Genomic DNA, 24,472 nt, shown 5'->3' with positions numbered 1-24,472 from the left:
CGGATCAGCCCCGCTGGCGGATACATTCTGCGGGCCCCGATCCAGGGCGTCCCTGTTCGTCGTATGTCCCACCGGAAACCATCACCCATGCACCCCCATCGCTTCGTCCTCCACTTCGCCGCAGCGGCCCTGCTCAGCGTGTCTGCACCCACGGTCTTTGCCCAGGAAACCCGGCAGGAGCTGGTGCAGAAGATCCAGGCGGCGCAGGGTATCCAGGACCAGTTTGAAAAACAGTTGGCCGACCAGCGCGAGTCGCTGAAGGGCTACGGCGCCAAGCTGCTGGGCGACATCGCCGCCCAGAGCGGTGGCGAGGCCAGCGCCAGGGACAAGGCTGCGTTCGACCGGTTCCTGCAGCGCTGCGCGCAGATGTTCTCCGGCAAGGAACTGGCCGCCAAATGGGCTGCCAGTTACGGTGCGGATCTGTCGACCGATGACTTGCGCGAGATCCTGGCGCACTACGAGTCCCCCATCGGCAAGAAGGAGGTTCGCGCCAACAAGGCGGCCATGGCGGCCTTCTCGGCGTGGATGAACGCCGAGTCCCAGACCCGTACGGATGCGCTGATCGGCGGGCTGTTGAGGGACCTGCAGCAGCCGGCAAAGCGGTAGGCAAGCCGGGTCGCGGCCGCCACTGCAGGGGCCCACCTGCCTGGCGTGGCCGGATGCCATCGCAAGCAGCCACCGAGGCGCCTTGTCCTACCTGGCCAGGGCGCAGCTTGCGGCACAGTGCACGCATGGCAAAAGCGTCTGCGGTTCTTTCAGCGCACGGGCGGCTCGCTCCGCACCGGTTGATGTGGGCGCTGCTGCCCTGCATGGCCGCACTGGGCGGCTGCCAGGGCACGCATGACCTGTCGAACAGCGGCTGCCTGCCCCTGCGCGCGCCGGCCCAGGTGGTGCTGGTGCAGGAGGCCGGCCTGTACACCGTGCGCGACGCCAAGGCGCTGGTGCTGGCTGCGCACCCCCGCGATGCCGTCAACGACGGTTTCCATGGCACGCAGCTGGTGCGCGTGCTGCCGCCGGGCACGCCGCTGGGCATTGACCGCCTTCAGCAGGCCTGGGGCTTTGATGTGGGCAAAGGGCGCATCAGCGCCTTCGGGCACGCCGTGGGCGGTGGCGAGCGCTTCGAGTACGGCTGGGGCGGCGGCACCACGATTGGCCGTGCGCCCTGGGAGCCTGCCTCGCTACCCCCTCTGCGCACGGTGGCCTGCGGCGATTGACCGAGTCCCGTGCGCGGCCATCCACCATGTCAAGAAAGGAGCATTCCATGCAGCCGATACACCTTTGCCTTCGCCGCGTGGCGCTCGCCACCGTGGTGCTGCTGGCCACAGGCACGCCCGCACTGGCCCAAACGGCAAGCGTGCTGTACTCAGCGCGCCCGGCCATCGCGCTGAGCGTGGGCGACAGGATGGCCGCCCGGCAGGCGCCGGTGGAGTTCACCGTGACCATGCCGGACGGCAAGACGACCACTGCCACGGCCGAGCCCGAGGGCGGTGGCGAGCGCGCGGGCACCGTGCACTACCCCAGCGACTTCGGCAACGCCGGCACCCGCGTGGGCGACTACACCTGGGCCGCGCGCGTGGGCGGCAAGGTGGTGCTGACGGGGCGCTTTGCCTACCGCCCGGGGCAGGGCGGGCAAATGCTGTTCGTGCCGGGCTGAGCGTTTTCGGCGTCGATGCCGTCCTACGCTGCTGGGTGGTGGCGGTGGAATATCATGCGGTATGAAACAAAATGTCAGGGAAACACGGCTCCTGGCGCCGTGGTGCATGCTGCGTGCGGCCTGTGCGGTGGCTTTTCCGGCGCCACGGGCTGCTGCATTTTGTGAATGCGTCCGGCCATGACCTTCAGAATAGGCAGCCACCACAAGCGGGCCTTGCGCGCGCTGGGAGTGACGCTGCTGGAGCTTCTGATTACGGTCACATTGATCGGGCTGCTGACGGCCGTGGCCATACCCAGCTACAAGGCCTATATCGAGCGCGCAAAGATCGCCGCCGCCAGGAAGGACATCCTGGAGATCAGCATCAAGCTGGACCGGTACCTGCAGTTCAAGAACGCGTTTCCGGCGAGCCTGACCGATGTGCCCGACAACCGGCTGGACCCTTGGGGAAACCCCTACCGCTACCTGTCGATGGAGGGTGCCAAGGTGGGCGACAAGCGCAAGGACAAATCCCTGCACCCGCTCAACAGCGACTACGACCTGTACAGCATGGGCCCCGATGGCAAGAGCCAGACGCCCTTGACCGCCAAAGCCAGCCGCGATGACATCATTCGCGCCAACAACGGGGGGTTCATTGGCGTGGCCGAGGATTACTGAATGCGCCTGAGTGCGGCCCAAGCCATCCTGCACAGCCGCGTGGGGCGGCAGTTGCTGGCCACCTTCTTCGTGCTGGTGGCGGTGCCGGTGGGCGCCATGTCGCTGCTGGCCTATCAGCTCACCGAGTACGTGGTGCAGCAGTCGGCCGCGCAGCTCAGCGGCGAGCTGGCCAAGGCGGTGGGCATCAACCTCATCGACCGCCTGCGCGCCGCCGAGAGCCTGCTGCACGTGCATGGGCTGCCCGCCGAGGGGGGCACCGGGCCCGCAGTGCCGGACCAGCGGCTGGGCGCCGTCTTCGCCCGCGTGGACCGGCTGTCCCCGGCAGAGGCCGCGCTGGCGCCCGGGGGGCGCAGCGCCCTGCGGGTGGCCGGCGCCGCACAGCCCGGGGCTGCACCCACGGTGGATCTGATCGTGCCTTTCGAAGGCGCCGTGGTGCGCGGTCGCTTCACTGCCGACTACCTGTGGGAGAACGCGCAGTCGGGCACCCACAAACTCTGTTTTTCGGGGCCACAGCTGGCCGCGCCTTTCTGCCAGGGGGTGGAGGTGCAGACCCCCCACGCAGTGCAAACGCAGCGCGAGATCTTTTTCACGCCGTACTTCGATGCACCGGCCTGGACCCTCACCACCACGCTGCAGCCGGATGTGCGGCGCTACCTGCCCATTGGCGTGGCAGCCCTGGTGGGCAATGTGGCGGGCATCGCGTTTTTGTTGGCGCTGGCGAGCAGTTCGGTGGTGTTGCGCCGGCTGACCCGGCCGCTGGATGCGCTCACCTCGGGCACGCGCGCCGTGCTGCGCGGCGACTTCACGCGCCAGGTGCAGATTGCCGGCCAGCGCAGCGAGTTCACCGATCTGGCGGATTCCTTCAACGCCATGACCGAAGAGGTGGGGCGCGACCTGGCGCTGTTCCGCGTGCTCGCGCAGATGGACCAGGCGATCATCGAACAGAAGCCGTTGGCCGAGGTGGTGCGCCTGATGCTGGCGCACCTGCACCTCCCGCCGGCGCAAGGCAGGGTGGACGTGGTGCAGTGGCTGGCGGGCGCGCCCAGGCCCCACCTGCTTTCGTTGGCAGGCGATGGCACGCTGCAGCAAAGCGAGACCGGCGCCGTCCCTGCCGACCCCGCCGGGGAACCAGGGCCCTGGCACGACCTGCCCGTGGCCCAGACCGGCACCCAGCGCGTGTGGCTGCGCCTGGAGCAACTGCCGGCGGCGCAGGGGCGGGCGCAGCGCGAGCTGGGCGCCTTTCGCCAGCGGCTGGCCGTGGCCCTGCATGCCGAGCAGCACGAGCAGCAACTGCGCGAGCGCGCCACCCACGACAGCCTGACGGGCCTGCTCAACCGCTTCGGGCTGGTGGAGGCCATTGACCGGCTGGCGCAGGCACTGGGCACCCCGTTTGCCGTGGTCTACATGGACCTCGATGGCTTCAAGGAAATCAACGACGCCTATGGCCACTATGTGGGCGACTGTGTGCTGCGCGAGGTGGCCAGCCGCCTGCGCGACTGCATCGGCACGCGTGCGCTGGCCATGGCCCGCCCGGGCGGGGACGAATTCGTCTTTGTGCTGCCGGCAGATGCGCAGGGGATGTTCCGGGCCGACATCGACGCCGTGATGCAGGCCGTGCGCGTGCCCTACAGCGTGCCCCCGCGCGTGCTGCCGCTGGCCGCCAGCCTGGGCGTGGCGCTGTTTCCCGAGCATGGCAGGTCGCAGGACGAGCTGCTCAAGCACGCCGACCTGGCCATGTACACCGCCAAGGCCGCGGGCCGCAATGTGCTGGTGGAGTTCGAGCCCGCGCTGGCCGCCCAGCAGGCCGAGCGGCTGGCGCTCAGGCACGACCTGCGCCAGGCGCTGGCCGCGCAGCAGATGTTCGTGGTGTACCAGCCGCGTGTGGGCGCGCACGACCGCCAAATCGCCTCGGTCGAGGCACTGCTGCGCTGGCGCCACCCCGAGCACGGGTTGGTGTCGCCCGACGTCTTCATCGCACTGGCCGAGGAGTCGGGCTTCATCCTCGAGCTGGGCCTGTGGGTGCTGCGCCAGGCGCTGCAGCAGTTTGCGCTGTGGCGCGCCGATCCCGCGGTGCCGGTGCGCCACCTGTCGGTGAACCTGTCGCCGGTGCAACTGGCCGACCCGGGCTTTCCGGGGGCGCTGCAGGCGCTGGTGCAGGAGTTCGGCATCCGCCCCGGAGAGCTGGAGCTGGAGATCACCGAAGGCGCGCTGATCCAGGACGTGGACGCCGCCGTCACGCGCCTGGCGGCGCTGCGTGCGCAGGGCGTGGCGATTGCGCTGGACGATTTCGGCGTGGGCTACTCGGCCATGCGCTACCTGAACCGCCTGCCGTTCGACACGCTCAAGATCGACAAGAGCTTCGTGTTTGCCTTTGGCGTGGACCGCCCCGCGCTGGCCATTGCCACTGCCATCGTGGCCCTGGCCAAGGCGCTGGACAAGCGGGTGGTGGCAGAGGGCGTGGAGACGCCCATGCAGGCCGACCTGCTGCAGGGCCTGGGCGTGAACGAATTGCAGGGTTACCTCTACGGCAAGCCGCAGACGGTGGCCGAACTCGAAAGTCTGTGGTCCCGCGCCGAGAACCCCCAAAGCCCGTCCCGCAGCTGAGCCTTGCGCTGCAGAGGCAGCGGCTGCGTGACTTTGCAGTTACCATTCATACTGATTGGTCGCAATTCAGCACGAAGCAGGAGAAGGGCAACCGGGTGGCCCGGTCGGTACCCCTTGGTTGCACCGCATTCAGTAGTGACCACGGCCCGTAATGTGGCGGGCGTCTGCAACGGCGCAGACACTTTGATCAAGACAGCGCATCAAGTGCCCAGGGGCTCGCCCTGGTTGGGTCCGGTACGAACCGGCCGTTTCCGTTGGCGTTTTGCGATGGCGTGCTGTGCCGCGTCCTTTTGCGGGTACCGTGTGGCACTTAAGCCAGGCGCCTCCATCGGTGTTGAATTTCATTGACTCGCTCGCTAGGACAAGCCATGTTGACAAGAAAAAGAGCCGGGGGCAGGGGCTCCAGAGAGGCAGCAGAGTCGGTGCGTTGGCTGCGCCTGATGGCGCTGCTGAGCGTCGTGGTTCCCTTGGTGATCTACGCCATCTTCGGGGTCGTCGGGTTTCTGCGGGCCACGGACGAAACCGATGCCCGTGTGTCCCGTTCCCTTCGTGTTGCGCATGAGCATGCCTCCAAGGTCATGGCCACGTCCGAGGCGGTCATGGAAAAGGCCTACTCCCTGGTGAACGGCAAGAATCCGCAGGCGCTGCACAGCATCGAGGCATTTCTGCACGAAGAGCTGCGCAAGCGCACCGTGGACCAGCCGCAGATCCAGTCCATCCTTGTCCTGGATGCGCAGGGTCGTCCCATTGCCAGCAGCCGCCTGTTCCCGTTTCCGGGGGTTGATCTGTCCGATGGTGAGTATTTTCAGCACCACCTGCAGGGCCGCCCGGGCGCGCATCTGTCCAAGCCGCTCGTGACCCGGACTTCCAACGAGCGTGTCTTGAATGTCAGTGTCGCCTTCGAGGATGACGCCGGCAAATTTGGCGGGGTCATCAACGTGGCCTTGCTCACGTCCTACTTTTACGATTTCTACGGGGACCTGGTGGCGGATGAGCCCAATCTGGCGGTGAGTCTTTTCCGTGGCGACGGAGAGGTTTACACCCGGTGGCCCCACAACGCCAACACCCCCGACAGGTTGCAGCCCAACGCGCCCGTGATGCAGCGGCTGCGCGCCGGCGAGGACTCGGGGCGCCTGCAGGGTTTCTCGCCGATAGACCAGAAGGAGCGGGTGATTGCCTACCGCAAGGTCGGTGACTATCCCTTGTACGTGTCCACGGCGATGCGGCTGAACGTGCCGCTGCACGAGCTGTTTCAGCAGCTCGCGCTGCTGTTCGCCATGGGGGCGCTGCCGGTGGCTGCCCTGGTCATCACGGCAAGGACGGCGCTGCATAGCGCTCGCGCTGCGCACGACACGCTGCAAGAGCTGGAGAAGGAAACCGAAAGCCGCCAGCGTGCCGAAGAGGCGCTGCGCCAGGCGCAGAAGCTCGAGGCACTGGGCCGACTGACCGGGGGTGTGGCGCACGACTTCAACAACGCCCTGATGGTGATCAGCAACAACCTGCACCTGCTCAAGCGCACGGTGCCGCAGGCGGGCATGCGGCAGATTGACTCCATCGCGCGCGCCGTCAAGTCGGCCACCAATCTCACCCGCCAGCTGCTGGCCTTCTCGCGGCGCCAGCCCCTGGTCGCGGAGTACGTGCAGCTGCAGCACAAGCTCCCGGCCATCCAGGACCTCATCGTTCCGGTGCTGGGCAGCCGTGTGCGCCTGGAGGTGCAGGTAGACCCCTCGACCGCGCCGGTGTTCCTGGACCTGAGCGAGCTGGAATTGGCGCTGCTCAACCTGAGCATCAATGCGCGCGACGCGATGCCCACGGGGGGCGCGTTGTCGATCCAGGTGCGCAATGCCGGGCCCCGGCGGGTGGCGACAACGGGGCAGGAAATCGAGATGGTCGTGATCGAAGTGTCCGACACCGGCAGCGGGATTGCGCAGGACGATCTGGACAAGGTCTTCGAGCCGTTCTTCACCACCAAGCCCGTGGGCGAAGGCACGGGCCTGGGCCTCAGCCAGGTGTATGGCTTTTGCCAGGGCGTAGGTGGTTACGCGGAAATCGCCAGCGAAGTGGGCAAGGGTACGAAGGTCAGCCTGTACCTGCCCAGCACGGCCCCCAGGGCACCCAGGGATGAGCCCGCCTCCGACACATCGTTCACACCCCTGGGCATGAGCCTGCTGCTGGTGGAGGACAACGACGAGGTGGCCGAGTCGCTGGTTCCCCTGCTGCAGTCGCTGGGATGCAGCGTCACTCGGGTGGACCGCGCCGACAAAGCCATCTACCTGCTGGATGAAGGCCAGCGGCCCGACCTGGTGCTGTCTGACGTGATGATGCCAGGTGAGCTCAACGGAGAGGGCCTGGCAAGGCACATCCGCGAGAAATGGCCTGCGCAGCGGGTTCTGCTGATGACGGGGTATGCCGAGCAATTGGCCCGCATCTCGCAACTGGGCTTTGACGTGCTGCCCAAGCCCTGCACGCCACAGATGCTGCATGCCGCCATCGGCAAGTCTGCAACCTAGCCGCACCAGGCCGCGCCTTGGTGGCCACGTCATCGGCCGTGGCCTCGTTCCTGACACGAATGCAGCCTGCGCGGCTACAGGGATTGATCGGAAGATCGGCCAACATGGCTGATGAAGTTCGGGGTGCTGCTGCGCCTGGCCTGTTCCCTTCGATCCCGTCACCACTTCGCTTTTGAAGCTGGCCGGTGTCAGGAGCACGGCGGCATTGCCGACGTGCTGTCGTGGGGCAACACTGCCGCCGTGCTACTGCCCCGGTGCCAGCGCAAAGACCCCGCCTGCAGGGCTATGCGGCAGCGGCCGCATAGCACCATCCGCATGGCAAGTTCACCCGGGGCCTGGCGGGGCGGGCCTGGCCAGCCGGATCGGCCCCACCGCCTGCACCGCCGAGGCCACCGCCTGCCCGCGCTGCAGGACCCGGAGGCGGCCTTCGCGCGCCAGGAGGTCGGCGGCGGCGCGCACGGCGGGCATCATGGGGCGCCACTGCGCTGGGGCATCCCCGGCCAGTGCCCGCGCCACTTCGGAAGGGCAGATGGTCTTGCCCGGCGCGCGCCCATCGAGCAGTGCCAGGATGGCCCGTTCAATGGCTGCGTGGTTCAAGGGGACAGACCTGGTGGTCACTCCGGCAACACGTAGCACAGGCCTTGCTGGGTAGTGTTGCCCACGAGGCGCTCCACATCGTCCATGGTGGAGAACTGCGCCCAGAAGTGATCAGCGGCCCAGCACAGGTAGGGGCCCGAGCGTGCAAGAACGGCACGCGTGGGGCGGGTGGGGTCCACGCTGTAGGTCCAGTTGCCCCAGAAGGCGGTGATGCCGCCCCGGGTTTCCTTGCGGTCCACTTCGAAGCGGGCGTATTCCTTTTCGGACTGCACGGTGCCGGCGCCGCTGCACTGGGCGTTGGCGTACGCCATGGTGGCCTGGTTGACGGTGACGCGGGTCTCGTCCTGGCGTGTCAGGCGAAACATGTTGCGGGTTCCCTGGCCGGGGGAGGGGCTGTTGCAGGCTTCGCGCACCCAGGTGCCCTCGGGCAGGCCCCAGACCGCTGCGGCGCAGCTCACCTGCACCGAGTCCACGGCGGCACCCGGCATGGCACCGCTGCCCTGGGCCACGGTGCAGGTCTGGCCGTTGGGCTGCGACTTCACCCGCACCGCATAGGCGCTGCCCGCCGCGAGCGGCGTGGCAAACACGAAGCGGCCATTGGCCGTGGGCAGCAGGTCGTCGCCCTCGTTGTTCTGCAGCACCAGCCGGCTGCTGCCGCTGGTGCCCGAGGCGGGTGCCAGGCCGGTCACCGTGCCGCCGATGATGAAGCGTTCGGTAGGGGTGGGGCCAGGCCCGGGGGCGGGCGTTGTGTCACCGCCACCACCCCCGCAGGCCGCCAGCGATGCCGCCAGGACCAGCCAGGCGAGGGGTGCGCAGCGGCGGTGCAGCGGCGCTGCGGGCGAAGAGGTCAAGGGCGTGGTGATGATGTTGGTCATGGCAAAAATTCGAAGTATGTCGAGGCAGGGCGTGCAGAGGAATCCCACAAAGGTGGCAGGACGTGACGCCCGTCACCTGCCGTGCTTCGTGCCTGCCAGCGGGGTTGCCGCGGTGCCTGCTGCCAATGGGCTGGTGGGCATTGGCGCCAGCCATGGCGCTGGCCGCTGTCGCGGGCGGCCGCTCAACCCCGTGCGCGCGCCAGCTCGTTGCCCACGGCGGTGTGCAGCGTTTCCAGGTCGAAGGGCTTCTTGAGCACCGACTGCGGGCCCACGAGCTTTTCCACCTCGGCCATGTCGGCATAGCCCGTGGCCATCAGCACGGGGATGCCGGGGTGCATCTTGCGGGCGGTGGAGATGAATTCGGCGCCGTTCATTCCGGGCATGAGGTAGTCGGCCATCAGCAGGTCCGGCACGCGGCGGTGCAGTTCGCGCAGGCCGCTCTCACCGTCGCAGGCTTCGCGCACCCTGTAGTTCAAAAGGCGCAGGCCTTCGACGATGCCCTGGCGCACGGCGTCGTCGTCTTCCACCACCAGCACCTCGGTTCGCGCCTCGGATGGAGCAGGGGCTTGCGCAGCGGTGGGGGAGGCCGCATCGTGTTCGCGGATCGGCGTTGCCTGCGCGAAACGCAGGGTGACGGTAGTGCCTTCTCCTTCGGTGCTTTGAATCTCCACGCCGCCACCGGACTGGTTGGCGAAGCCATAGACCTGGCTGAGCCCCAGCCCCGTGCCTTCTCCCTCTGCCTTGGTGGTGAAGAACGGGTCGAACACCTTGGCCTGCAATGCCTCGGGTATTCCGCACCCGGTGTCCTGCACGCTGATGTGCACCTGGCGGCTACCCCCTGCGTTGCCCGGGGCTGCGGCCAGCGCGGTGTGGATGGTCAATGTGCCGCCATCGGGCATCGCGTCGCGCGAGTTGACGGCCATGTTCAAGAGGGCCATCTCGAACTGTGCGCCATCGAGCAGAACCCATGCAGGCTCTTCACTCAGGTCGAGCTGCACCTGCACCTTGGAGCCCACCGATACCTCGATGAGCTCGCGCAGGTTGAGCACCATGGCATTCACGTCGTGCAGGCGCGGCATCAGGCTTTGCGCGCGTGCAAAGGACAGCAGCTGGGCCGTCAGGCGGGCGCCGCGGTCCACCGATTCCTTGGCGCGGCGGGCGTAGTCGGTCACCCGCGGTTCGGTGGAAATCCGGGCGATGAACTGCAGGTTCAGGCTGACCGCGTGCAGCAGGTTGTTGAAGTCGTGCGCGATGCCGCCGGTGAGCCGGCCGATGGCTTCGAGCTTCTGCCCCTGCACCACCTTGGACTGGATGCGCTCGCGGTCCGCAATCTCGCGCGTGAGGCGGTCGTTGGCGCTGGCCAGGTCGCTGGTGCGTGTGGCGATGCGGCTCTCCAGCTCCGCGTTCATGCGGTCGACCGTCTGTTTGGCATTGTTCAGGTCGTGCAGGTGCAGCCGTGTGGTGTGTTGTCGCTTGCGCGCGCGCAGGGCGGAGCGCACCGCGCTGACCAGCGTCTCGGGGTTGACGGGGCGCTCCAGGATGACCAGGTTGCCCAGCTCCTGCAGCGAGGCGGTGGCGCGCACCGACCGGCGGCTGGCCTGGCGCGTGGCCAGCACCACGAAGGGCAAGTCCGACCAGGCCGGCTGGCCTGCCAGGTACTGCCGCAGCGATTCATCCAGGCCGCCGGCAAGCACTTCTTCGGTCAGGATGGCGGCATCGGCCCCTGCCGCAAGCTCTGCCAGCAGCGATGCGGCATCGGGGCACTGGACGCAGACAAATCCATCGCCGCACACCACCGATGCGATGACCTTCGCATCACGGCCATGCGGCGCCAATATGAGAACCCGGCTATCCATGCGCGACATCCGTGTTCAAGAGCGCTGGGAGGCGCTGTCGGCGTCTCCCAGCAGGGCCTGCCGGCCGGTGTACTGTGCTGCGCCAAGGAGTATGCCGTGGAAGTCGGTCAGGGGCTTGCCGATCTGGATCCCATTGGCGCCCAGGCGCAGCTCGCGGATGGTGGACTCGTGTTGCGCGGTACGGCTCTTGATGACTGACAGGGCCTTGAGCACTTCACCCCGCGCCTCGAAGAAACGGTACTGCACCATGGCATCGCTCAGGTAGCTCAGGTCTATATCGGCGTGCATCTCCCCCACGGTGCCGTGCAGCGAGAGGATGATCAGCGTGACAACGCCCATCGAGTTCAGGTACGACAGCAGCTCGTGCATCTGCAGCAGCAGGTACTGCCCGCCGGGCATGGCCTGCATGTAGGAGTTGAGGCTGTCGACCACCACCAGGCGCACCTGTTCTTTTTCAACGGCTTCGCGCACCGCGTGGGCAAACTGGCCAGGAGAGACCTCTGCAGGGTCGAACGAGCGGATCAGCAATTGGCCATTGGCGATGAACGGATCGATGTCCAGCCCCAGGGCGCGTGAGCGCTGGCGCAGCGACGAGAAGCCCTCGTCGAAAAGGTAGTAGGCCACCTTTTCGCCGCGCCGCATGGCGGCCACCGCGCAGCTGATGGCGGTGGTGGTCTTGCCCACCCCCGCCGGGCCGGCCAGCAGCAAATTGCTGCCGGGCGACAGGCCGCCGCCCAGCATGTCATCAAACGCGGACGTGCCGGTGGAGATGGGGGTCTCGTCGAACTTGCCGCCATGCTCGCCCGCCGACAGGCGTGGAAACACCACCAGGCCGCCACGGTCGAGGTCGAAGTCATGGTCGCCGCTGCGGAACTTGACGCCGCGAAGCTTGACCACGCGCAGCTGGCGCTTGTCGGGGCCGTAGGTGTTGGTGTTCTGGTTCAGGTGCACCACGCCGTGGGCGATGCTGTGCAACTGCTGGTCGCCCTCGCCGGAGGTTTTGTCGTCGAGCATGAGCACGGTGCAGCCCACCTGCGCGAAGAAGCGCTTCAGGGCGAGTATCTGGCGCCGGTAGCGCAGGGGGCTCTGGGCCAGCAGGCGCAGCTCGGACAGGCTGTCGAACGCCACGCGTTGCGGCTTGAGTTCGCCGACCAGGCGCATCACCTCGCGGGTGGTCTCGCCCAGCTCGAACTCGGAAGGGTGCAGGATGGTCTGCTCCGCCTCTTCACTCAGGCCTTCGTCGCTGACCAGGTCAAAGATCCGGATGCCATCGAGTGACCAGCCATGCGACTGGGCCACCTGCGCAAGTTCTTCCGAAGTCTCTGACAGGGTGACGTAAAGACCCCGCTCGCCCTTGTCGCGCCCTTCGATCAGGAACTGCAGTGCCAGGGTGGTCTTGCCGGTGCCCGGGCTGCCTTCGACGAGATACAGATGTCGCGGGGGAAGGCCGCCACCCAGCACGTCGTCGAGCCCGGCAATGCCGGTGCTCGCGGCGCCCTTTGGCGGGGAAGACGGCGAGGAGGAGTGGAGGGCGTACTTCAAATTTTTTTCCTTCCAGGGGCAGTTGTCTGGCAGCGCCCCGGTCAGTGCACGCGCCCGGGATGGGACAGGACCACCACGTGGCTTCACGCGATGAGGTGCACATTTGTATCGGATTGTGGTGGGGCAGCGCTGGCGCGGCAGTCAGCCAACTTCGGCGGACAAGGGGAGGGTGGTCCTACACGGCAGCTGGCGTGGCAACGGCTGTGCGTGGTTGTCGTCGGCCGCCACGAGGGTGCTCGGGGGTTGCGCCAGGGGGCGCTGGGTAGGGCTTTTTCCTACACGCGCTGGCCAATGGCCGTGCATAGACTGCTTGCACCCATACCCTGGTGCTTGCGTTCATGATCTATCACTTTCACATTGCACACGCCGATGTGCCCACCGTGCAGAACTCTGGCCATGCGGCATTGGCCCGCGAAGAATGCGTGCAGGCATGCTGGCGGTTGAGTGAAATGCTGCGGCGCTTCTGCCAGTCCGTTCAGCACCTCGGAATCCGTTTTGCAGCGTGCGAGCCCGATGACCAGGGACTGCGCATATGGCTCGACACCCATCTGGATGGTCGCAGCGTGCACAACCTTGCCGAGTCGTTTCTGTCCGAGGTGAACCGTGGCACGCCCGGGTTGAAGCTTGCACTGACGCAGGGCCAGGGCGCCTGAGGGCAGGCATCCACCTGCGGCTGGCAGCAGCGGCCGCCATTGCATTGGACCGCTGCCGCGCGCCGCTGTGCGCGCTACGCGCTGCATCCGTCGGGCAGATGGGCTTGCCCGGTGCCTGCCCAGCCAACGGTACCAGGATGGACTGATCGGGTTGCCGACAGTCCACCGGCCGGCCCGGCTGCTGGTGCGTTCTCAGCGGCTGGTCGGGGACGGTGCCGTGGCGCTGGTCGCGGGTCCGCTGCCCGTGGTGTCACGGGCCTTGTACTTCTTCCACAGGTAGCCGGCAATCGCCATCAGGATCATCTTGCGCATGGGTGTTCTCCAGGTTGGGGTGATCCAGGAGCATCGGCGGCAATGCAGGCCCGCGCTGTAGGAGTTCGGGGCGATCGCGTGTCGTCCAATGTGAGGAGCGACAACCCTGCCCGGGGTACATGGGGCTTACTTACTGGCCGCTTCCTTCAACGCATCGTTCTTTCTCTTCGCCATGATCTCCCGGATGCTGGCAGCGGAGTAGCTGCCCACGCCCCGGTCTCAATGTACGCTGTACTGCCCCAGAAGATGACAATGGAGCCGTTCTTCGGCGTCCACTCGGTGTGGATGGGTGCCATGGTCTTGCCGGTGTCATCGGCCTTGACGGGTGCCACTCGCCGCGAAAAGCGTCGTCATGCCGTGGCGCTCGTATTCATGTGTGCGCCGCTCGGGATACCCGGGCCCAATGGCAGCAAAGGCTGTGTGCGATCCAGCGCCTGGATCTGGCTCTTCTCATCCACGCACAACACCATGGCCCTGAGCGGTGGATCCATGTACAGCCCCACGATGTCGCGTACCTTCTCAACGAACAGCGGATCGCTGGAGAGCTGGAAGGCCTCCTGCCGATGGGGCTGCAGTCCGAATGCGCGCCAGATGCGCGATACCGCCGTCTGCGACGGGCCGGCCTCGCGTGCCATGGTGCGGGTGCTCCAGTGCGAGGAGCATCGAGCAGTCCGTCAAGTCGATCCCGCACGAATCCGGCCCGCCACTTAGAGACGGTTTGCGGTGTCACGCGCGGGCGGCTGGCAACCACCTTGCTGTCAATGTTCTGGGCACAGGCCAGGACGATGCGAGCGCGCAGCGCCAACGCCTGCGCGGTCTTGCTCACTTGGAATTCGGGGGCTCATCGAGTCCAATTTCCCGCGTGACCGCATCCACGAAGCTGCGAAGTTTGCTGGTCAGCCGCCTGTCGGCATGGAACAGCAGGTGCATCGGGCGCGACGGGGTCTCGAAGTCGGGCAAGACGCGCACGAGCGCGCCCGTGGCAATGGAGGCCCGCGCCAGATCTTCGGCGATGAAGGCGATGCCAAATCCCTCCAGCGCACCCGAGAGCAAGGCGGCAGCGTTGTTCACCTGCAGGGGGCCGCGCACCGGTACCTCGAATGTGCGCCCGTCGCGCATGAACCTCCAGTCGGTCGACCCAGGTCTTGTGCCTGCGTAACCCAGGCACACGTGGGCAAGCAGGTCCGCCGGGTCGCGCGGGATTCCGCGTTGTTGCAGGTACGCGGGCGATGCGCATGCCAGCGAGCGAAAGGGGCGCAGCGCACGCGCTGTCAGCGAAGAATCGGCTAACCGGCCGATGCGAAAGACAGCCTCGAAGCCTTCCTCTATCAGGTCGACATAGCGGTCGCTGAGTACCAATTCGATTTCGACCTCCGGATGCTGGCGCAGATAGCGGGTGACCAGCGGTACCAGGGTGTGGGTGCCGAACGAAAGTGGGGCATTGACACGCAAGCGTCCGCGCGGTGTGCCGGTCGCGTTGTCGCCTGCAGCATCCGCCCAGTCCACCTCCGCCAGCACCACCTTGCAGCGCTCGTAGTAGGTCTTGCCGATCTCTGTCAGGCTTTGGCGCCGGGTGGTGCGGTTGAGCAGGCGCGTGGCCAGGCGCGCTTCGAGATAGGCGACGTGTTTGGCGACCATTTGCGGCGACATTTTCAGCTCCATCGCCGCGGCTGCGAAGGAGCCCAGGTCGACGACCTTGACAAACGTAGCCATGCTGGCAAGGCGGTCCATTCGCCACTCCTGGTTGTGAGATTGATGATAAATCTGGTGATTATCACACCATGATCACTCAATACACTTTGTTCCAACGGTGTCGGTGTCGGCACCGCCCGAAGGAACAGAGATGCCATTGAAACCCCACCGCGTATTCCCCGCCATCGCCGCCGTGCTGGCGCTTTCGTCCACCCTTTTCGCAGTGCCGGCAAACGCCGCCGATGCGCAGTCCGTGATGGACAAACTCAACGAATTCGGCCCTGAAGCCAAGGCCCTCGTGCTGCGCGCAGGAACCTGGGACGTGACGATCACCAATTGGGAAAAGCCCGGCGCCACGCCCACTGTCCAGACGGGCCTGGTGGCCGAGCGCCGCATGATCGGACCCATGCTGGAAGAGGTGTTGCGTACGGTGCCCGGCGCGCCCGGTGCACCCTTTACCCGCGCCGACTTTTTGACCTTCAACAAGCAAGAAGGACGCTGGCAATACATGTCCATGGACGGCCGCGTGCCGGACGGAATGATGGTGGCCTACAGCATCGACCCCGATCCTGAGCAGCGCATTTTCATGAGCTTTCTGCCCTTTGCCTCGCCCAACATCATTGGGGACATTGCCATTGGCCAATTTTGGCGCATGGAGCAGGTGATCACGCGCCAGGATGCGGACCACGAAGTGAAGGACCAGTACTTCACGCTTGCTGGATCTGCGCCGGTGAAGTGGCGGGGAATCAGCTACAGCTACACACGCCGCAAATGAGCCTGACAGGCGAAAACACCAGGGTTCAACATGCTCGTACAAACATTGGCAGCGCGAGGCAACAGCTATCGATTCACGCCTCTTGAACGACCCAGCAAGCCTGTCGGCGCAAAGGATGTGCGAATCGCCGTCCGCGCTGCGGCCTTGAACTTTCGCGACATCCAGGTGGCCAGAGGCTCCTACGCCCATGCAGCAGACCAGCCGATTGTCCCACTGAGCGATGCGGCTGGAGTGGTGGTCGAAGTGGGGGAACAGGTGGGTCGTCTTGCGATAGGCGATCGCGTGATCACCAGCTTTTTCCCTGATTGGATCGATGGCCTCATCTCCCGGAAAAAAACATCCGCCACCCATGGCGCGAACTCTGACGGAATCCTCGCCACGGAGCTGGTGCTGTCTGAGGAAGCATTGGTGCATGCGCCAAAGAGCCTGACGGATTCAGAGGCGGCGACACTGACATGCGCTGGCGTGACCGCATGGAATGCGCTGTTCGTGCAGGCAGGCGCCAAGCCTGGCGCCCGGGTCTTGATCCTGGGCACAGGGGGTGTGGCGGTATGGGCATTGCAGCTGTCGGTGGCAGCGGGCCTTGATCCGATCATTACCTCGTCGAGCGACGCAAAGATCGAAGCAGCTCGGGCCATGGGGGCCAGGGCGTCCGTCAACTACCGAACATCGCCCGAGTGGCACAACGACATCTTGCGCATCACCGAGGGGGAAGGCGTCGACCTGGTCCTGGAAGTGGGCGGTGAGCACACTTTGCCCCGGTCGATTGCCGCGACCAGACCGGGCGGCAAGATCATTGTCATTGGCGGGCTCAGCGGCTTTGGGGGCGCAAGGATTGAGCCGCACAGCTTGATCTTCGGGGCGAAGACGCTCTCGGCTGTGCAGGTGGGCAGCCGCGCCATGCTGCAAGACCTGGCGAGCTTCGTGGACCAACGCGGCGTCAAGCCCGTGATCGCCCAAGAGTTCACGTTCTTTGAAGCGGACCGTGCATATGAGTTCCTGGCGTCGGGCAACGCCTTTGGCAAGGTCGTCATCACCATGCCCTGAATCCAACGGGGCGGATACCCCAACCCCATACCCCTGCATCGCGGCTGTATCGAAGCCAGTTCGCGATTTTTCACCCACCTTGACCGGAAAATCACCATGACCATCCACCCCAAAATTGCCCTTGTCACGGGCGCCACCCGCGGCATAGGACTTGCCACAACCCGCCAGCTCGCCCAGGCCGGTGTCCACGTGCTGCTTGCCGGCCGCAGCTTTGCCACTGCGGCCAAGGCTGCGCAGGCCCTTCAGTCCGAAGGCCTGAGTGTTGAGCCCCTGGCGCTGGATGTCACCGTTCCAGCCAGCATCGCTGCCGCCGTCGCGCACGTGCAAAGTACCTACGGCCGCCTCGAGATCCTGGTGAACAACGCGGGCGTGCTGCTGGACGCAATGGACCGCAAGCCTTCCGAGCAGTCGCTGCAGGTGTGGCGCGAGACCTTCGACACCAATGTGTTCGCCCTGGTGGAGGTGACCCAGGACTTCTTGCCGCTTCTCAAGGCCGCAGCCGCGGGTCGGATCGTCAATCTCTCCAGCCAGCTCGCCTCGTTCGGCCTGCATACAGACCCTGCTTCGCCCATCTACGATTTCAAACTGCCGGCCTACAACGCCTCCAAGAGCGTTGTCAACGCGTGGACTGTGCATCTGGCTTATGAGCTGAAGGAGACCTCGGTCAAGGTGAACGCCGTGCACCCGGGCTATGTGATGACCGACATGAACGGTGGCAACGGTGAAATCGATGCCGAAGCCGGCGCGAAGACCAGCGTGGCAATGGCCTTGCTCGACGACTCTGGCCCTTCGGGAAGTTTCACGCACCTGGGCAAGGCTCTGCCCTGGTGATGGGCATCTGGATTGCGTTTCGATCATCCCAACGTCAGGCGAGGTGAACCTTGTTTTCCATCACCGGGCGCCGAGCAGGCGCTGCCCATTGCGGCGCTTTGACGAGATAGTTCACTTCAGGAGTTCATATGAGCACCATCGCATTCAGCCGTCGCAAACTCATCGTCGTTGGCGGGGCCGTCCTGGCAACCGGCGTTTCTGCGTTTTTGCTGCCCGTCAGCGCGCAGGGCCTCGCACCCACCCGTTCGATGTCGGGCGGCTCCAACAACTACCGCAAGGGTGCGCCGATTGTGGAGAAGATTGGAAAAGGAGGCTTCTGGATGAGCGGCAGCGTGCGTCGCGCGGGCGATGGGGCTCCGCTCGCCGGGCAACGCATTCAGATATGGGCGCACACGACCGAAGGGCAGGAGCACGAACCGCAGAGCCATGGCGCAACGCTCACCGACAAGGACGGAAAATTCCGTCTTGAGATGCCGCAGATCATTCCTCTTTTTGGCCAGGCGCACGGTCACCTTGCGTATGACAGCGGTGAGTTCAAGACGGTGTTTCTTCGTCCCGTGATGCGCAGCTCAAAGGACAAGACGCTGGAGGCGCACTTCGTTCTTGAGCCGGCCTGACTGGACTGGGGGCAAGGAAATGAAACTCACGAAGGGGATCCTGATCTGGTCCGGCCTTGTGGCTGCCGTCTGCGTACCAATAGCGGCTGCTGCGGCGAGCCCGCTGCTCGAATGGCGCGATCCAGTCTACATCCTGGCTTGCTTCGCCGGAATTGCTTCACTGAGTCTCGTGCTCGTTCTGCCGCTGCTGATTGGCGGATTCTTGCCGGGGCTCAAGGGCTATCTCGGACGCCGAGCGCATTTCTGGACCGGAGCCGCATTGCTTGTCACGCTGGTGGTTCATGTCGTGGGCCTGTGGATTACAAGTCCACCGGACACGATCGACGCCCTGGTTTTCGCATCGCCGACGCCGTTTTCCCTTTGGGGCGTGATCGCCATGTGGGCAATTTTCGCCGCCGCGATTTTGGCCGCACTCCGCAGGCGATCGGGGCTGGCACCTCGAACCTGGCGCATTGCTCACGTGACCCTGGCAGTGGTGATCGTCACTGGCAGTGCGGTCCACGGCATGCTGGTCGAAGGGGTCATGGAATCAGCGTCGAAGGCGGTTCTCTGTGCGCTGGTGTTCGCGGCAGCCATCAAGGCGGTTATTCACTTGCGTGTGTGGCGATAGCGAGCCGTGGCGCGAAGGGGACCGGCTGCGCCAGGACGTGATGGACACGCTCGGCCCGCCAGTCCAGTGAAACCGAGAAATCGGCCGCTCGCGCCCTCTGGCGCCGTGCATTGGCGCCCCGGCTACAGCGCCGCTGCCAGCGCCGCCACCTGGTCTCTGAGCCACTGCTGCGCCGGGTGCGCGTCATTGCGACGGTGCCACATGAGGTCGTAGCCAATCACCGGCAGCGTGACCGGCGGCGTGAACGCTGCCAGCTTTCGCCAGTGCGGCGACTGGCGCGCCACGCGGCCCATCACGGTGGCCACCATGTCGGTCTGCGCGACCATGCTCGGGGCCGCGAACATCTGCGGCAGCGCCAGCCCCAGCGTGCGGCGCTGGCCCAGGTAGGCCAGTGCCTGGTCGACCAGGCCGTGGCGGTCGCCTTCAGGCGACACCAGCACATGGCGCAGTGCCAGAAAGACCTGCATGCTCATCCCGTCCTGCACCGCCGGGTGGCCGCGGCGCACGATGGTTATGAATTCGTCGCGCATGACGGAGCGCGTGAGGATGCGGTTCTCGGCCTGGGTGGGCGGCACGCCGATGGCTGCGTCGATGGTGCCGGCATCGAGCAGGTCCACCGCGCTGTCGCGGCTGCCGATGGCGTGCACCGACAGGGACAGCGCGGGGCCCAGTTGCTCCAGCGCCCGCGAGAGCAATGGCAGCAGCACGAAAGCCGGGTATTCCGACAGGCCCAGCGTGAAGGTCATGGTGCTGGTGGCGGGCTCGAACTGCTCCTTGGGCAGCAGTGCGGCCTTGATCTGCTGCAGTGCCTGCGATACCGGCCCGGCAAGCTCGCGCGCCTTGGGCGTGGGCACCAGTCCCTGCGCGCTGCGCAGGAACAGCGGGTCGTTGAACAGCGTGCGCAGGCGTGACAGGGCGGCGCTCATCGCGGGCTGGCTGACGCCCACGCGCACGGCGGCGCGGGTTACGTTGCGCTCGCTCACCAGCGCGTCGAAAGCGGCCAGCAAGTTCAGGTCGATGCCATGAAAATCCATAAATCAAATAATTATTTATATAAGTTATCTGTTGGACAGATTGTGACCGGATCTTGAGAATTCACCTACCGCTTCTCAACACACTCCTTTACCCCTGAACTGAAGATCACCATGAATGCCCTGCGAATCCCCCAGTCCCGCCAGCTGCGCGCTGCCATTGCGGGCCCTGCACCAATCCCCGTGTCCGCTGTGCGCCCCGCCAGCCTGTGCAGATCCGTCGCCATCGGCGTGGCCCTTGTGCTTGCCTCGGCGCTGGGCTGTGCACCGGCATTTGCGGCGGGCAAGGATGTGTCGAAGGAAAAGGTCATCAATCCCGCCTACCTCACCGAAGTGAGCCCCGGGGTGCATGTGATCGAGGACCGCCAGCAGATATTTTTGGTGCCCAACGTGACCATCATCGTCGGCAAGGATGCGGCGCTGGTGGTGGACACGGGTCTGAGCGTCAAGAGCGCACAACTGGTGCTGCAGACCGCCCGCAAGCTGGCAGGCAACAAGAAGCTGTACCTCACGCTCACGCATTTTCACCCCGAGCACGGCTTTGGCGCCCAGGCCTTCAAGGGCCAAGCCACCATCATCTACAACCGCGCGCAGCGTGAGGAGCTGATCAAGAAGGGGCCCGCCTTCCGTGCGCTGTTTGCCGACAAGCTCAACGTGGCCGAGGCCATGAAGGACGTGCGCCTGACCATGCCCGACGTGGTGTACGACACCGAGGCCGAGATCGACCTGGGCGGGCGCGTGGTCAAACTCAACTACTACCAGGCGGCGCACACCCTGGGTGACCAGGTGATCTCGGTGCCCGCGCAGGGCGTGGTGATCATGGGGGACCTGCTGGAGACCAAGTCATTCCCCATCATGCCGTGGTTCCCGGACCTGGCGGACACCGACGTCGACCCGCTCAACTGGCGCGAGATTTTTCGCAAGGTGGCTGCCACCAACCCCAAGGTCGTGATCCCGGGGCATGGCCGCATCGGCACGGTGGCCGACCTGAACGAAGCAGCGCAGCACATGGACGTGGCCCGCGAGGAAGTGGCCCGGCGCTGCGCCGCAGGCAACGACCTGGCGACCATCCAGAAAGAGCTCACACCGATCCTTGAGGCGCAGCACCCCGACTGGGACCTGAAGGACTGGATCGCCATGGAGGTGCAGGTGTACTACGAGCGCCTGTGCCGCAAGTAGGAGCGGCCGACAAAACTCTTCTGGCGTCGTTGCTGCACCTTGTCGTACTGGCGTACTGCCTGCGGTTCAGAGCCTAGCCAGAACCGCTTCGCTGAGTTTTGTCAGCCGCTCCATAGGACAGCGCCACTTCAATCATTGACCCCCTGTTGAAAGATTCCCTCCCATGAAAGCCGTCGGATACCTTACACCCCAGCCCATCACCCATGCCGATGCGCTGGTCGACATCACCTTGCCCGACCCTGTGGCCACCGGCCGAGACCTGCTGGTGGAGGTTCAAGCCATCTCCGTGAACCCCGTGGACACCAAGATCCGCAAGAGCACGGCCCCCGCTGAAGGCCAGCGCTGGAAGGTGCTGGGCTGGGATGCCAGCGGCATCGTGAAGGCCGTGGGCCCCGAGGTCACGCTGTTCAAGGTCGGCGACCGCGTGTGGTACGCCGGCTCCTTCGCACGGCACGGCACCAATGCCGAGTTGCACCTGGTGGACGAGCGCATCGTGGGCCATGCGCCCAAGGCGCTGGATTTTGCCCAGGCCGCTGCATTGCCCCTGACGGCCATTACCGCGTGGGAGATGCTGTTCGACCGCTTGGGGCTGGTGCCGGGCAAGAAGCCTGAGGGCAAGACGCTCTTGATCATCGGCGCATCGGGCGGGGTAGGGTCCATCATGGCGCAGCTGGCCTCGCGCCTGACCAGCCTCACGGTCATCGGCACCGCATCGCGCCCTGAGACCCAGGCCTGGGTGAAGGAGCTGGGCGCCCACCATGTCATCGACCACAGCAAGCCGCTGGCGCAAGAGCTCAAGGCCATCGGCTTCCCCACAGTGGACTACATCGTCAGCCTGACGCAGACCGAAACCCACCTGCCGCAGATCGTCGAAGCCATCGCTCCACAGGGAAAATTCGGCCTCATCGACGACCCCAAGGCGCTGGATGTGATGGCCTTCAAGCGCAAGTCCGTCTCCATCCACTGGGAGATGATGGCCACGCGCTCGATGTTCCAGACGGCCGACATGGTCCACCAGCACCACCTGCTCAACGAGGTGGCCGCCCTGGTCGATGCCGGCCTGGTTCGCACCACGCTGGCCGAACGCTTTGGCAGTATCAACGCCGCGAACCTCAAGAAGGCGCATGCGCTGATCGAATCGGGCACGGCGCGCGGCAAGGTGGTGCTGCAAGGGTGGGCATGATGACCAGGTGCGTGAAAGCGGGCGCACTCCATCGGCGCGCCTTTGCTGCCGCCCTGGTGGCCGCCCCCGCGCTCTGGCTGGGCGCCCGCGCGCAGCCCGCAGCCGCGCGCATCGCCACTCCGTCGCAGACCGAAGGCCCCTTCTACCCCGTGCGCCTGCCCGCCGACGCCGACCACGACCTGCTGCGCAATGGCCGGCTGAGCTACGGTGGCGGCCAGCCGGTATGGGTGGACGGCACGGTGACCGACATGGCGGGCAGGCCGGTGCGCGGCGCGCAGGTCGAGATCTGGCAGAGCGACGCCGATGGCCACTACCACCACCCGGGCGACTGGGGCAGGGCGGACGCCGCCTTCCAGGGCTTTGGCCGCGTGGCCGTGGCACAGGACGGCAGCTACCGCTTTCGCACCATCCGCCCCGTGCCTTATGCGGGGCGCACCTCGCATGTGCACTTCAAGGTGCGGCTCGGCCAACGCGAGCTGCTGACCACGCAACTGTATGTGGCCGGCGACGCAGGCAACGCGCGCGACCCGGTCTGGCGCGGTTTGTCAGAGGCCGAGCGCAGCGCCGTCACCGTGCCGTTTGCGCCCGGCGCCGATGGGCTGCTGGCGCGTTTTCCCATCGTGGTCGCCGTCTGAGCCGGTGCATTCGCCTTCCTGCTGCAGTACCAATCCCCGGCTGTCCACCAACCCATCCCTCGAACGAGAACCTTGCATGAAATACCTCATTACCATCAGCGCCATCGCCCTGGCCAGCATTACCTTCTTCGCGCAGGCGGCCGAGCCGCTCAAAATCAGTGTGGTCACCGCGCCGGAAACCAGCTTCGGGGTCAACGCTACGCTGGTCACCGGCGACACGGAGGCCATGGTGATCGGCACGGGCTTCACGCGGGCCGATGCCCTGCGCATTGCCGCCGCAGTGCTCGACGGCGGCAAAGCGCTGAAGACCATCCTCATCAGTGACGCGGACCCGGACTACTACTTTGGCGCAGAAGCACTCCAGGCGCTTTTCCCCGACGCGCAGGTCGTGGCCACCCAGCCGGTGGCCCAGGAAATCAGGGAGCACCTGCAGGAGAAGATGAAAGTCTGGGGCCCCCGGCTTGGCGCCAACGCACCCCAGCGGCCAGTGGTGCCGCAGGTGCTGAACACCACGGTGCTGAGCGTGGACGGTCACAGCGTGGAAATCCGGGGCACAACGGGCGAGCTTGCCAACCGCCCCTATGTCTGGATTCCTTCGGCCAGGGCCATCACGGGCAACGTGGCGCTGTGGTCCAACCTGCATGTGTGGACCGCCAACACGCAGACACCGGCCCAGCGCCTGACATGGCTGGCCCAGCTGGACGAGATGCAGGCGCTCAAGCCCGCACTGGTCGTGCCAGGCCACATGAAGGTGGGCGACGCGCTGGACGGGCGCTCCATCGACTTCACCCGCCGGTACCTCAAGGACTTCATCGCGGCCATTCCCCAAGCCAAGGACTCGCAAGCACTGTCGACGGCACTCAAGAAGCAGTACCCGGACGCGGGCCTGCCGATCGCGCTGGATATTGGCGCCAAGGTGGCCAAGGGAGAAATGGCCTGGTAGCACGGGCCTGTGCACCAAGGACGCGGTGCTGTTGCATCAACCCCAGCGCCGCGACATGCCCCATTGGACATACCTTGTCTACCTGCGGTCCCGGAACGTGATCGACCAGCGCAGTGCCGGCGTCGGCTCCACGCAGTGCTGCCACTTCCAGCGCGCATCGCCCTGCAGCAGGTAGATGGAGCGGGGCTCCACCTCCAGCGCCACCACCTGGCGTTGCAGCTCCGGGCGGTAGGGCCAGGGCCTGAAACGCAGCGTGGCCGGGCCGCCCAGCGATACGCCGATGATGCGTTCGAAGTCCGGCACGTCGCGGTGCCAGCCCAGTGGCGTGCCGGGTGCGTACTCGGACACCAGCGCATGGGCCAGCTGCTCGGGCTGCATGCCTTGCCATGCGGCCACGCGCTCGCGCAGGGGCGCCAGGCGCTCGTCGAGCGGCTTGCCTGGCAGCAGCTGGTTGGTGTCGAAGTCGAACGAACCGCCAAAGCCCGCCACCCGGCGCCGTGCCATGTACTCCTTGTACCGGGCCGCGTGCAGCGGCAATGACTGCAGGATGGCGATGAGCTCGCTTTCTTCGGCCCGGCCCAAAAACCCGGCCTGGTAGACCAGGCCGGGAATGGAGGCGCGCACCGGTGCATCCCCGAACAGGCCCGGTTGGTCCATGGCGAGCAGGGCGGC

Annotated in this window: 23 protein-coding genes and 1 pseudogene; 16 read left to right on the top strand and 8 right to left on the bottom strand. The window is 66.0% G+C overall.

Annotation, left to right across the window (positions count from 1 at the left end; genetic code table 11):
* The first annotated feature begins 87 nt into the window (after positions 1–87).
* The 6 genes from PMI14_RS09645 (at position 88) to PMI14_RS09620 (ending at position 7,422) form a co-directional block, all read left to right on the top strand.
* On the top strand, positions 88–606 hold the full coding sequence (locus PMI14_RS09645; RefSeq protein ID WP_007853322.1) for a DUF2059 domain-containing protein: 519 nt from the start codon (positions 88–90) through the stop codon (positions 604–606).
* Between the two features lie 125 nt (positions 607–731).
* Complete coding sequence (locus tag PMI14_RS09640) at positions 732–1,214, top strand: hypothetical protein (RefSeq protein WP_146187936.1); 483 nt, start codon at positions 732–734, stop codon at positions 1,212–1,214.
* A 47-nt stretch (positions 1,215–1,261) separates the two neighbouring features.
* Complete coding sequence (locus tag PMI14_RS09635) at positions 1,262–1,654, top strand: hypothetical protein (RefSeq protein ID WP_007853320.1); 393 nt, start codon at positions 1,262–1,264, stop codon at positions 1,652–1,654.
* 177 nt (positions 1,655–1,831) lie between these two features.
* Positions 1,832–2,308, top strand: coding sequence for a hypothetical protein (locus PMI14_RS09630; RefSeq protein ID WP_007853318.1), 477 nt, complete (start codon positions 1,832–1,834; stop codon positions 2,306–2,308).
* On the top strand, positions 2,309–4,912 hold the full coding sequence (locus PMI14_RS33475) for a bifunctional diguanylate cyclase/phosphodiesterase (protein WP_007853317.1): 2,604 nt from the start codon (positions 2,309–2,311) through the stop codon (positions 4,910–4,912).
* Between the two features lie 422 nt (positions 4,913–5,334).
* The gene (locus tag PMI14_RS09620) at positions 5,335–7,422 is read left to right on the top strand and encodes a hybrid sensor histidine kinase/response regulator (protein ID WP_238541824.1); all 2,088 of its coding nucleotides are present in this window, start codon (positions 5,335–5,337) and stop codon (positions 7,420–7,422) included.
* 324 nt (positions 7,423–7,746) lie between these two features.
* Here the strand turns inward: PMI14_RS09620 and PMI14_RS09615 are convergent, their stop codons facing one another.
* The 4 genes from PMI14_RS09615 to PMI14_RS09600 all read right to left on the bottom strand — a co-directional run bounded on the left by PMI14_RS09615 (position 7,747) and on the right by PMI14_RS09600 (position 12,292).
* Positions 7,747–8,019 carry a DUF3253 domain-containing protein gene (locus PMI14_RS09615; protein WP_007853312.1) on the bottom strand — a complete coding sequence of 91 codons (273 nt, stop codon included), beginning with the start codon at positions 8,017–8,019 and terminating at the stop codon, positions 7,747–7,749.
* Between the two features lie 17 nt (positions 8,020–8,036).
* A complete protein-coding gene (locus tag PMI14_RS33470; RefSeq protein ID WP_007853305.1) occupies positions 8,037–8,894 on the bottom strand; it encodes a hypothetical protein in 858 nt (285 codons plus the stop codon).
* A 182-nt stretch (positions 8,895–9,076) separates the two neighbouring features.
* Positions 9,077–10,750 (bottom strand): response regulator, encoded by a 1,674-nt coding sequence (locus PMI14_RS09605; protein WP_007853304.1) that lies wholly within the window; start codon positions 10,748–10,750, stop codon positions 9,077–9,079.
* Positions 10,751–10,765: 15 nt separating this feature from the next.
* On the bottom strand, positions 10,766–12,292 hold the full coding sequence (locus PMI14_RS09600; RefSeq protein ID WP_007853303.1) for an ATPase domain-containing protein: 1,527 nt from the start codon (positions 12,290–12,292) through the stop codon (positions 10,766–10,768).
* Between the two features lie 338 nt (positions 12,293–12,630).
* Here PMI14_RS09600 and PMI14_RS09595 point away from each other — a divergent pair, with 338 nt between their 5' ends.
* Positions 12,631–12,945, top strand: a complete 315-nt coding sequence (locus PMI14_RS09595; protein WP_007853302.1) for a hypothetical protein — start codon at positions 12,631–12,633, stop codon at positions 12,943–12,945.
* A 627-nt stretch (positions 12,946–13,572) separates the two neighbouring features.
* Here PMI14_RS09595 and PMI14_RS34160 read toward each other — a convergent pair.
* Both PMI14_RS34160 and PMI14_RS09585 read right to left on the bottom strand, forming a co-directional pair.
* Positions 13,573–14,083 (bottom strand): annotated as a pseudogene (locus PMI14_RS34160) (helix-turn-helix domain-containing protein); the annotation flags it as partial.
* Positions 14,080–14,988: a LysR family transcriptional regulator gene (locus tag PMI14_RS09585; protein WP_007853299.1), complete on the bottom strand. Its 909-nt coding sequence runs from the start codon at positions 14,986–14,988 to the stop codon at positions 14,080–14,082. The gene PMI14_RS09585 and the pseudogene PMI14_RS34160, both read right to left, overlap by 4 nt.
* Before the next feature lie 112 nt (positions 14,989–15,100).
* Between PMI14_RS09585 and PMI14_RS09580 the strand changes: the two genes are divergently transcribed.
* From PMI14_RS09580 to PMI14_RS09560, 5 genes are all read left to right on the top strand, one after another.
* Positions 15,101–15,724 (top strand): DUF1579 domain-containing protein, encoded by a 624-nt coding sequence (locus tag PMI14_RS09580; protein WP_007853297.1) that lies wholly within the window; start codon positions 15,101–15,103, stop codon positions 15,722–15,724.
* 30 nt (positions 15,725–15,754) lie between these two features.
* Entirely contained in the window at positions 15,755–16,771 is a 1,017-nt protein-coding gene (locus tag PMI14_RS09575) for an NAD(P)-dependent alcohol dehydrogenase (RefSeq protein WP_007853294.1), read from the top strand.
* 96 nt (positions 16,772–16,867) lie between these two features.
* Positions 16,868–17,602: an SDR family oxidoreductase gene (locus tag PMI14_RS09570; RefSeq protein ID WP_007853291.1), complete on the top strand. Its 735-nt coding sequence runs from the start codon at positions 16,868–16,870 to the stop codon at positions 17,600–17,602.
* Between the two features lie 128 nt (positions 17,603–17,730).
* Positions 17,731–18,219 (top strand): hypothetical protein, encoded by a 489-nt coding sequence (locus tag PMI14_RS09565; protein WP_007853288.1) that lies wholly within the window; start codon positions 17,731–17,733, stop codon positions 18,217–18,219.
* Between the two features lie 19 nt (positions 18,220–18,238).
* Positions 18,239–18,829 (top strand): ferric reductase-like transmembrane domain-containing protein, encoded by a 591-nt coding sequence (locus PMI14_RS09560; protein ID WP_035203053.1) that lies wholly within the window; start codon positions 18,239–18,241, stop codon positions 18,827–18,829.
* A gap of 122 nt (positions 18,830–18,951) precedes the next feature.
* Here the strand turns inward: PMI14_RS09560 and PMI14_RS09555 are convergent, their stop codons facing one another.
* Positions 18,952–19,863 (bottom strand): LysR family transcriptional regulator, encoded by a 912-nt coding sequence (locus tag PMI14_RS09555; RefSeq protein WP_007853286.1) that lies wholly within the window; start codon positions 19,861–19,863, stop codon positions 18,952–18,954.
* A 111-nt stretch (positions 19,864–19,974) separates the two neighbouring features.
* Here PMI14_RS09555 and PMI14_RS09550 point away from each other — a divergent pair, with 111 nt between their 5' ends.
* The 4 genes from PMI14_RS09550 to PMI14_RS09535 all read left to right on the top strand — a co-directional run bounded on the left by PMI14_RS09550 (position 19,975) and on the right by PMI14_RS09535 (position 23,800).
* Positions 19,975–21,039 (top strand): MBL fold metallo-hydrolase, encoded by a 1,065-nt coding sequence (locus PMI14_RS09550; protein WP_007853285.1) that lies wholly within the window; start codon positions 19,975–19,977, stop codon positions 21,037–21,039.
* A 163-nt stretch (positions 21,040–21,202) separates the two neighbouring features.
* Positions 21,203–22,222 carry a zinc-binding alcohol dehydrogenase family protein gene (locus PMI14_RS09545; RefSeq protein WP_007853284.1) on the top strand — a complete coding sequence of 340 codons (1,020 nt, stop codon included), beginning with the start codon at positions 21,203–21,205 and terminating at the stop codon, positions 22,220–22,222.
* Complete coding sequence (locus PMI14_RS09540) at positions 22,219–22,857, top strand: protocatechuate 3,4-dioxygenase (RefSeq protein WP_007853282.1); 639 nt, start codon at positions 22,219–22,221, stop codon at positions 22,855–22,857. The genes PMI14_RS09545 and PMI14_RS09540 overlap by 4 nt, the downstream gene beginning before the upstream one ends.
* 76 nt (positions 22,858–22,933) lie before the next feature.
* On the top strand, positions 22,934–23,800 hold the full coding sequence (locus PMI14_RS09535) for an MBL fold metallo-hydrolase (RefSeq protein ID WP_007853280.1): 867 nt from the start codon (positions 22,934–22,936) through the stop codon (positions 23,798–23,800).
* Positions 23,801–23,878: 78 nt separating this feature from the next.
* Here PMI14_RS09535 and PMI14_RS09530 read toward each other — a convergent pair whose 3' ends face one another.
* Complete coding sequence (locus PMI14_RS09530) at positions 23,879–24,457, bottom strand: alpha-ketoglutarate-dependent dioxygenase AlkB (protein WP_007853278.1); 579 nt, start codon at positions 24,455–24,457, stop codon at positions 23,879–23,881.
* Positions 24,458–24,472 lie beyond the last annotated feature (15 nt).

Origin of the sequence: Acidovorax sp. CF316 (assembly GCF_000276605.1) — a bacterium.
Taxonomy (GTDB): Bacteria; Pseudomonadota; Gammaproteobacteria; order Burkholderiales; family Burkholderiaceae_C; genus Acidovorax.
The sequence above is the reverse complement of the archived record's forward strand: the minus strand, read 5'-3'. Positions and strand labels throughout refer to the sequence as shown.

Bases quoted from the DNA above. Each gene is read 5' to 3' on its own strand.
- PMI14_RS09540 (WP_007853282.1), top strand. From the start codon at position 22,219: ATGATGACCAGGTGCGTGAAAGCGGGCGCACTCCATCGGCGCGCCTTT.
- PMI14_RS09575 (WP_007853294.1), top strand. From the start codon at position 15,755: ATGCTCGTACAAACATTGGCAGCGCGAGGCAACAGCTATCGATTCACG.
- PMI14_RS09555 (WP_007853286.1), bottom strand. From the start codon at position 19,863: ATGGATTTTCATGGCATCGACCTGAACTTGCTGGCCGCTTTCGACGCG.
- PMI14_RS09530 (WP_007853278.1), bottom strand. From the start codon at position 24,457: ATGGACCAACCGGGCCTGTTCGGGGATGCACCGGTGCGCGCCTCCATT.
- PMI14_RS09635 (WP_007853320.1), top strand. From the start codon at position 1,262: ATGCAGCCGATACACCTTTGCCTTCGCCGCGTGGCGCTCGCCACCGTG.
- PMI14_RS09560 (WP_035203053.1), top strand. From the start codon at position 18,239: ATGAAACTCACGAAGGGGATCCTGATCTGGTCCGGCCTTGTGGCTGCC.
- PMI14_RS33475 (WP_007853317.1), top strand. From the start codon at position 2,309: ATGCGCCTGAGTGCGGCCCAAGCCATCCTGCACAGCCGCGTGGGGCGG.
- PMI14_RS09565 (WP_007853288.1), top strand. From the start codon at position 17,731: ATGAGCACCATCGCATTCAGCCGTCGCAAACTCATCGTCGTTGGCGGG.
- PMI14_RS09580 (WP_007853297.1), top strand. From the start codon at position 15,101: ATGCCATTGAAACCCCACCGCGTATTCCCCGCCATCGCCGCCGTGCTG.
- PMI14_RS09545 (WP_007853284.1), top strand. From the start codon at position 21,203: ATGAAAGCCGTCGGATACCTTACACCCCAGCCCATCACCCATGCCGAT.
- PMI14_RS09645 (WP_007853322.1), top strand. From the start codon at position 88: ATGCACCCCCATCGCTTCGTCCTCCACTTCGCCGCAGCGGCCCTGCTC.
- PMI14_RS09595 (WP_007853302.1), top strand. From the start codon at position 12,631: ATGATCTATCACTTTCACATTGCACACGCCGATGTGCCCACCGTGCAG.
- PMI14_RS09605 (WP_007853304.1), bottom strand. From the start codon at position 10,750: ATGGATAGCCGGGTTCTCATATTGGCGCCGCATGGCCGTGATGCGAAG.
- PMI14_RS09630 (WP_007853318.1), top strand. From the start codon at position 1,832: ATGACCTTCAGAATAGGCAGCCACCACAAGCGGGCCTTGCGCGCGCTG.
- PMI14_RS33470 (WP_007853305.1), bottom strand. From the start codon at position 8,894: ATGACCAACATCATCACCACGCCCTTGACCTCTTCGCCCGCAGCGCCG.
- PMI14_RS09585 (WP_007853299.1), bottom strand. From the start codon at position 14,988: ATGGACCGCCTTGCCAGCATGGCTACGTTTGTCAAGGTCGTCGACCTG.
- PMI14_RS09570 (WP_007853291.1), top strand. From the start codon at position 16,868: ATGACCATCCACCCCAAAATTGCCCTTGTCACGGGCGCCACCCGCGGC.
- PMI14_RS09640 (WP_146187936.1), top strand. From the start codon at position 732: ATGGCAAAAGCGTCTGCGGTTCTTTCAGCGCACGGGCGGCTCGCTCCG.
- PMI14_RS09535 (WP_007853280.1), top strand. From the start codon at position 22,934: ATGAAATACCTCATTACCATCAGCGCCATCGCCCTGGCCAGCATTACC.
- PMI14_RS09550 (WP_007853285.1), top strand. From the start codon at position 19,975: ATGAATGCCCTGCGAATCCCCCAGTCCCGCCAGCTGCGCGCTGCCATT.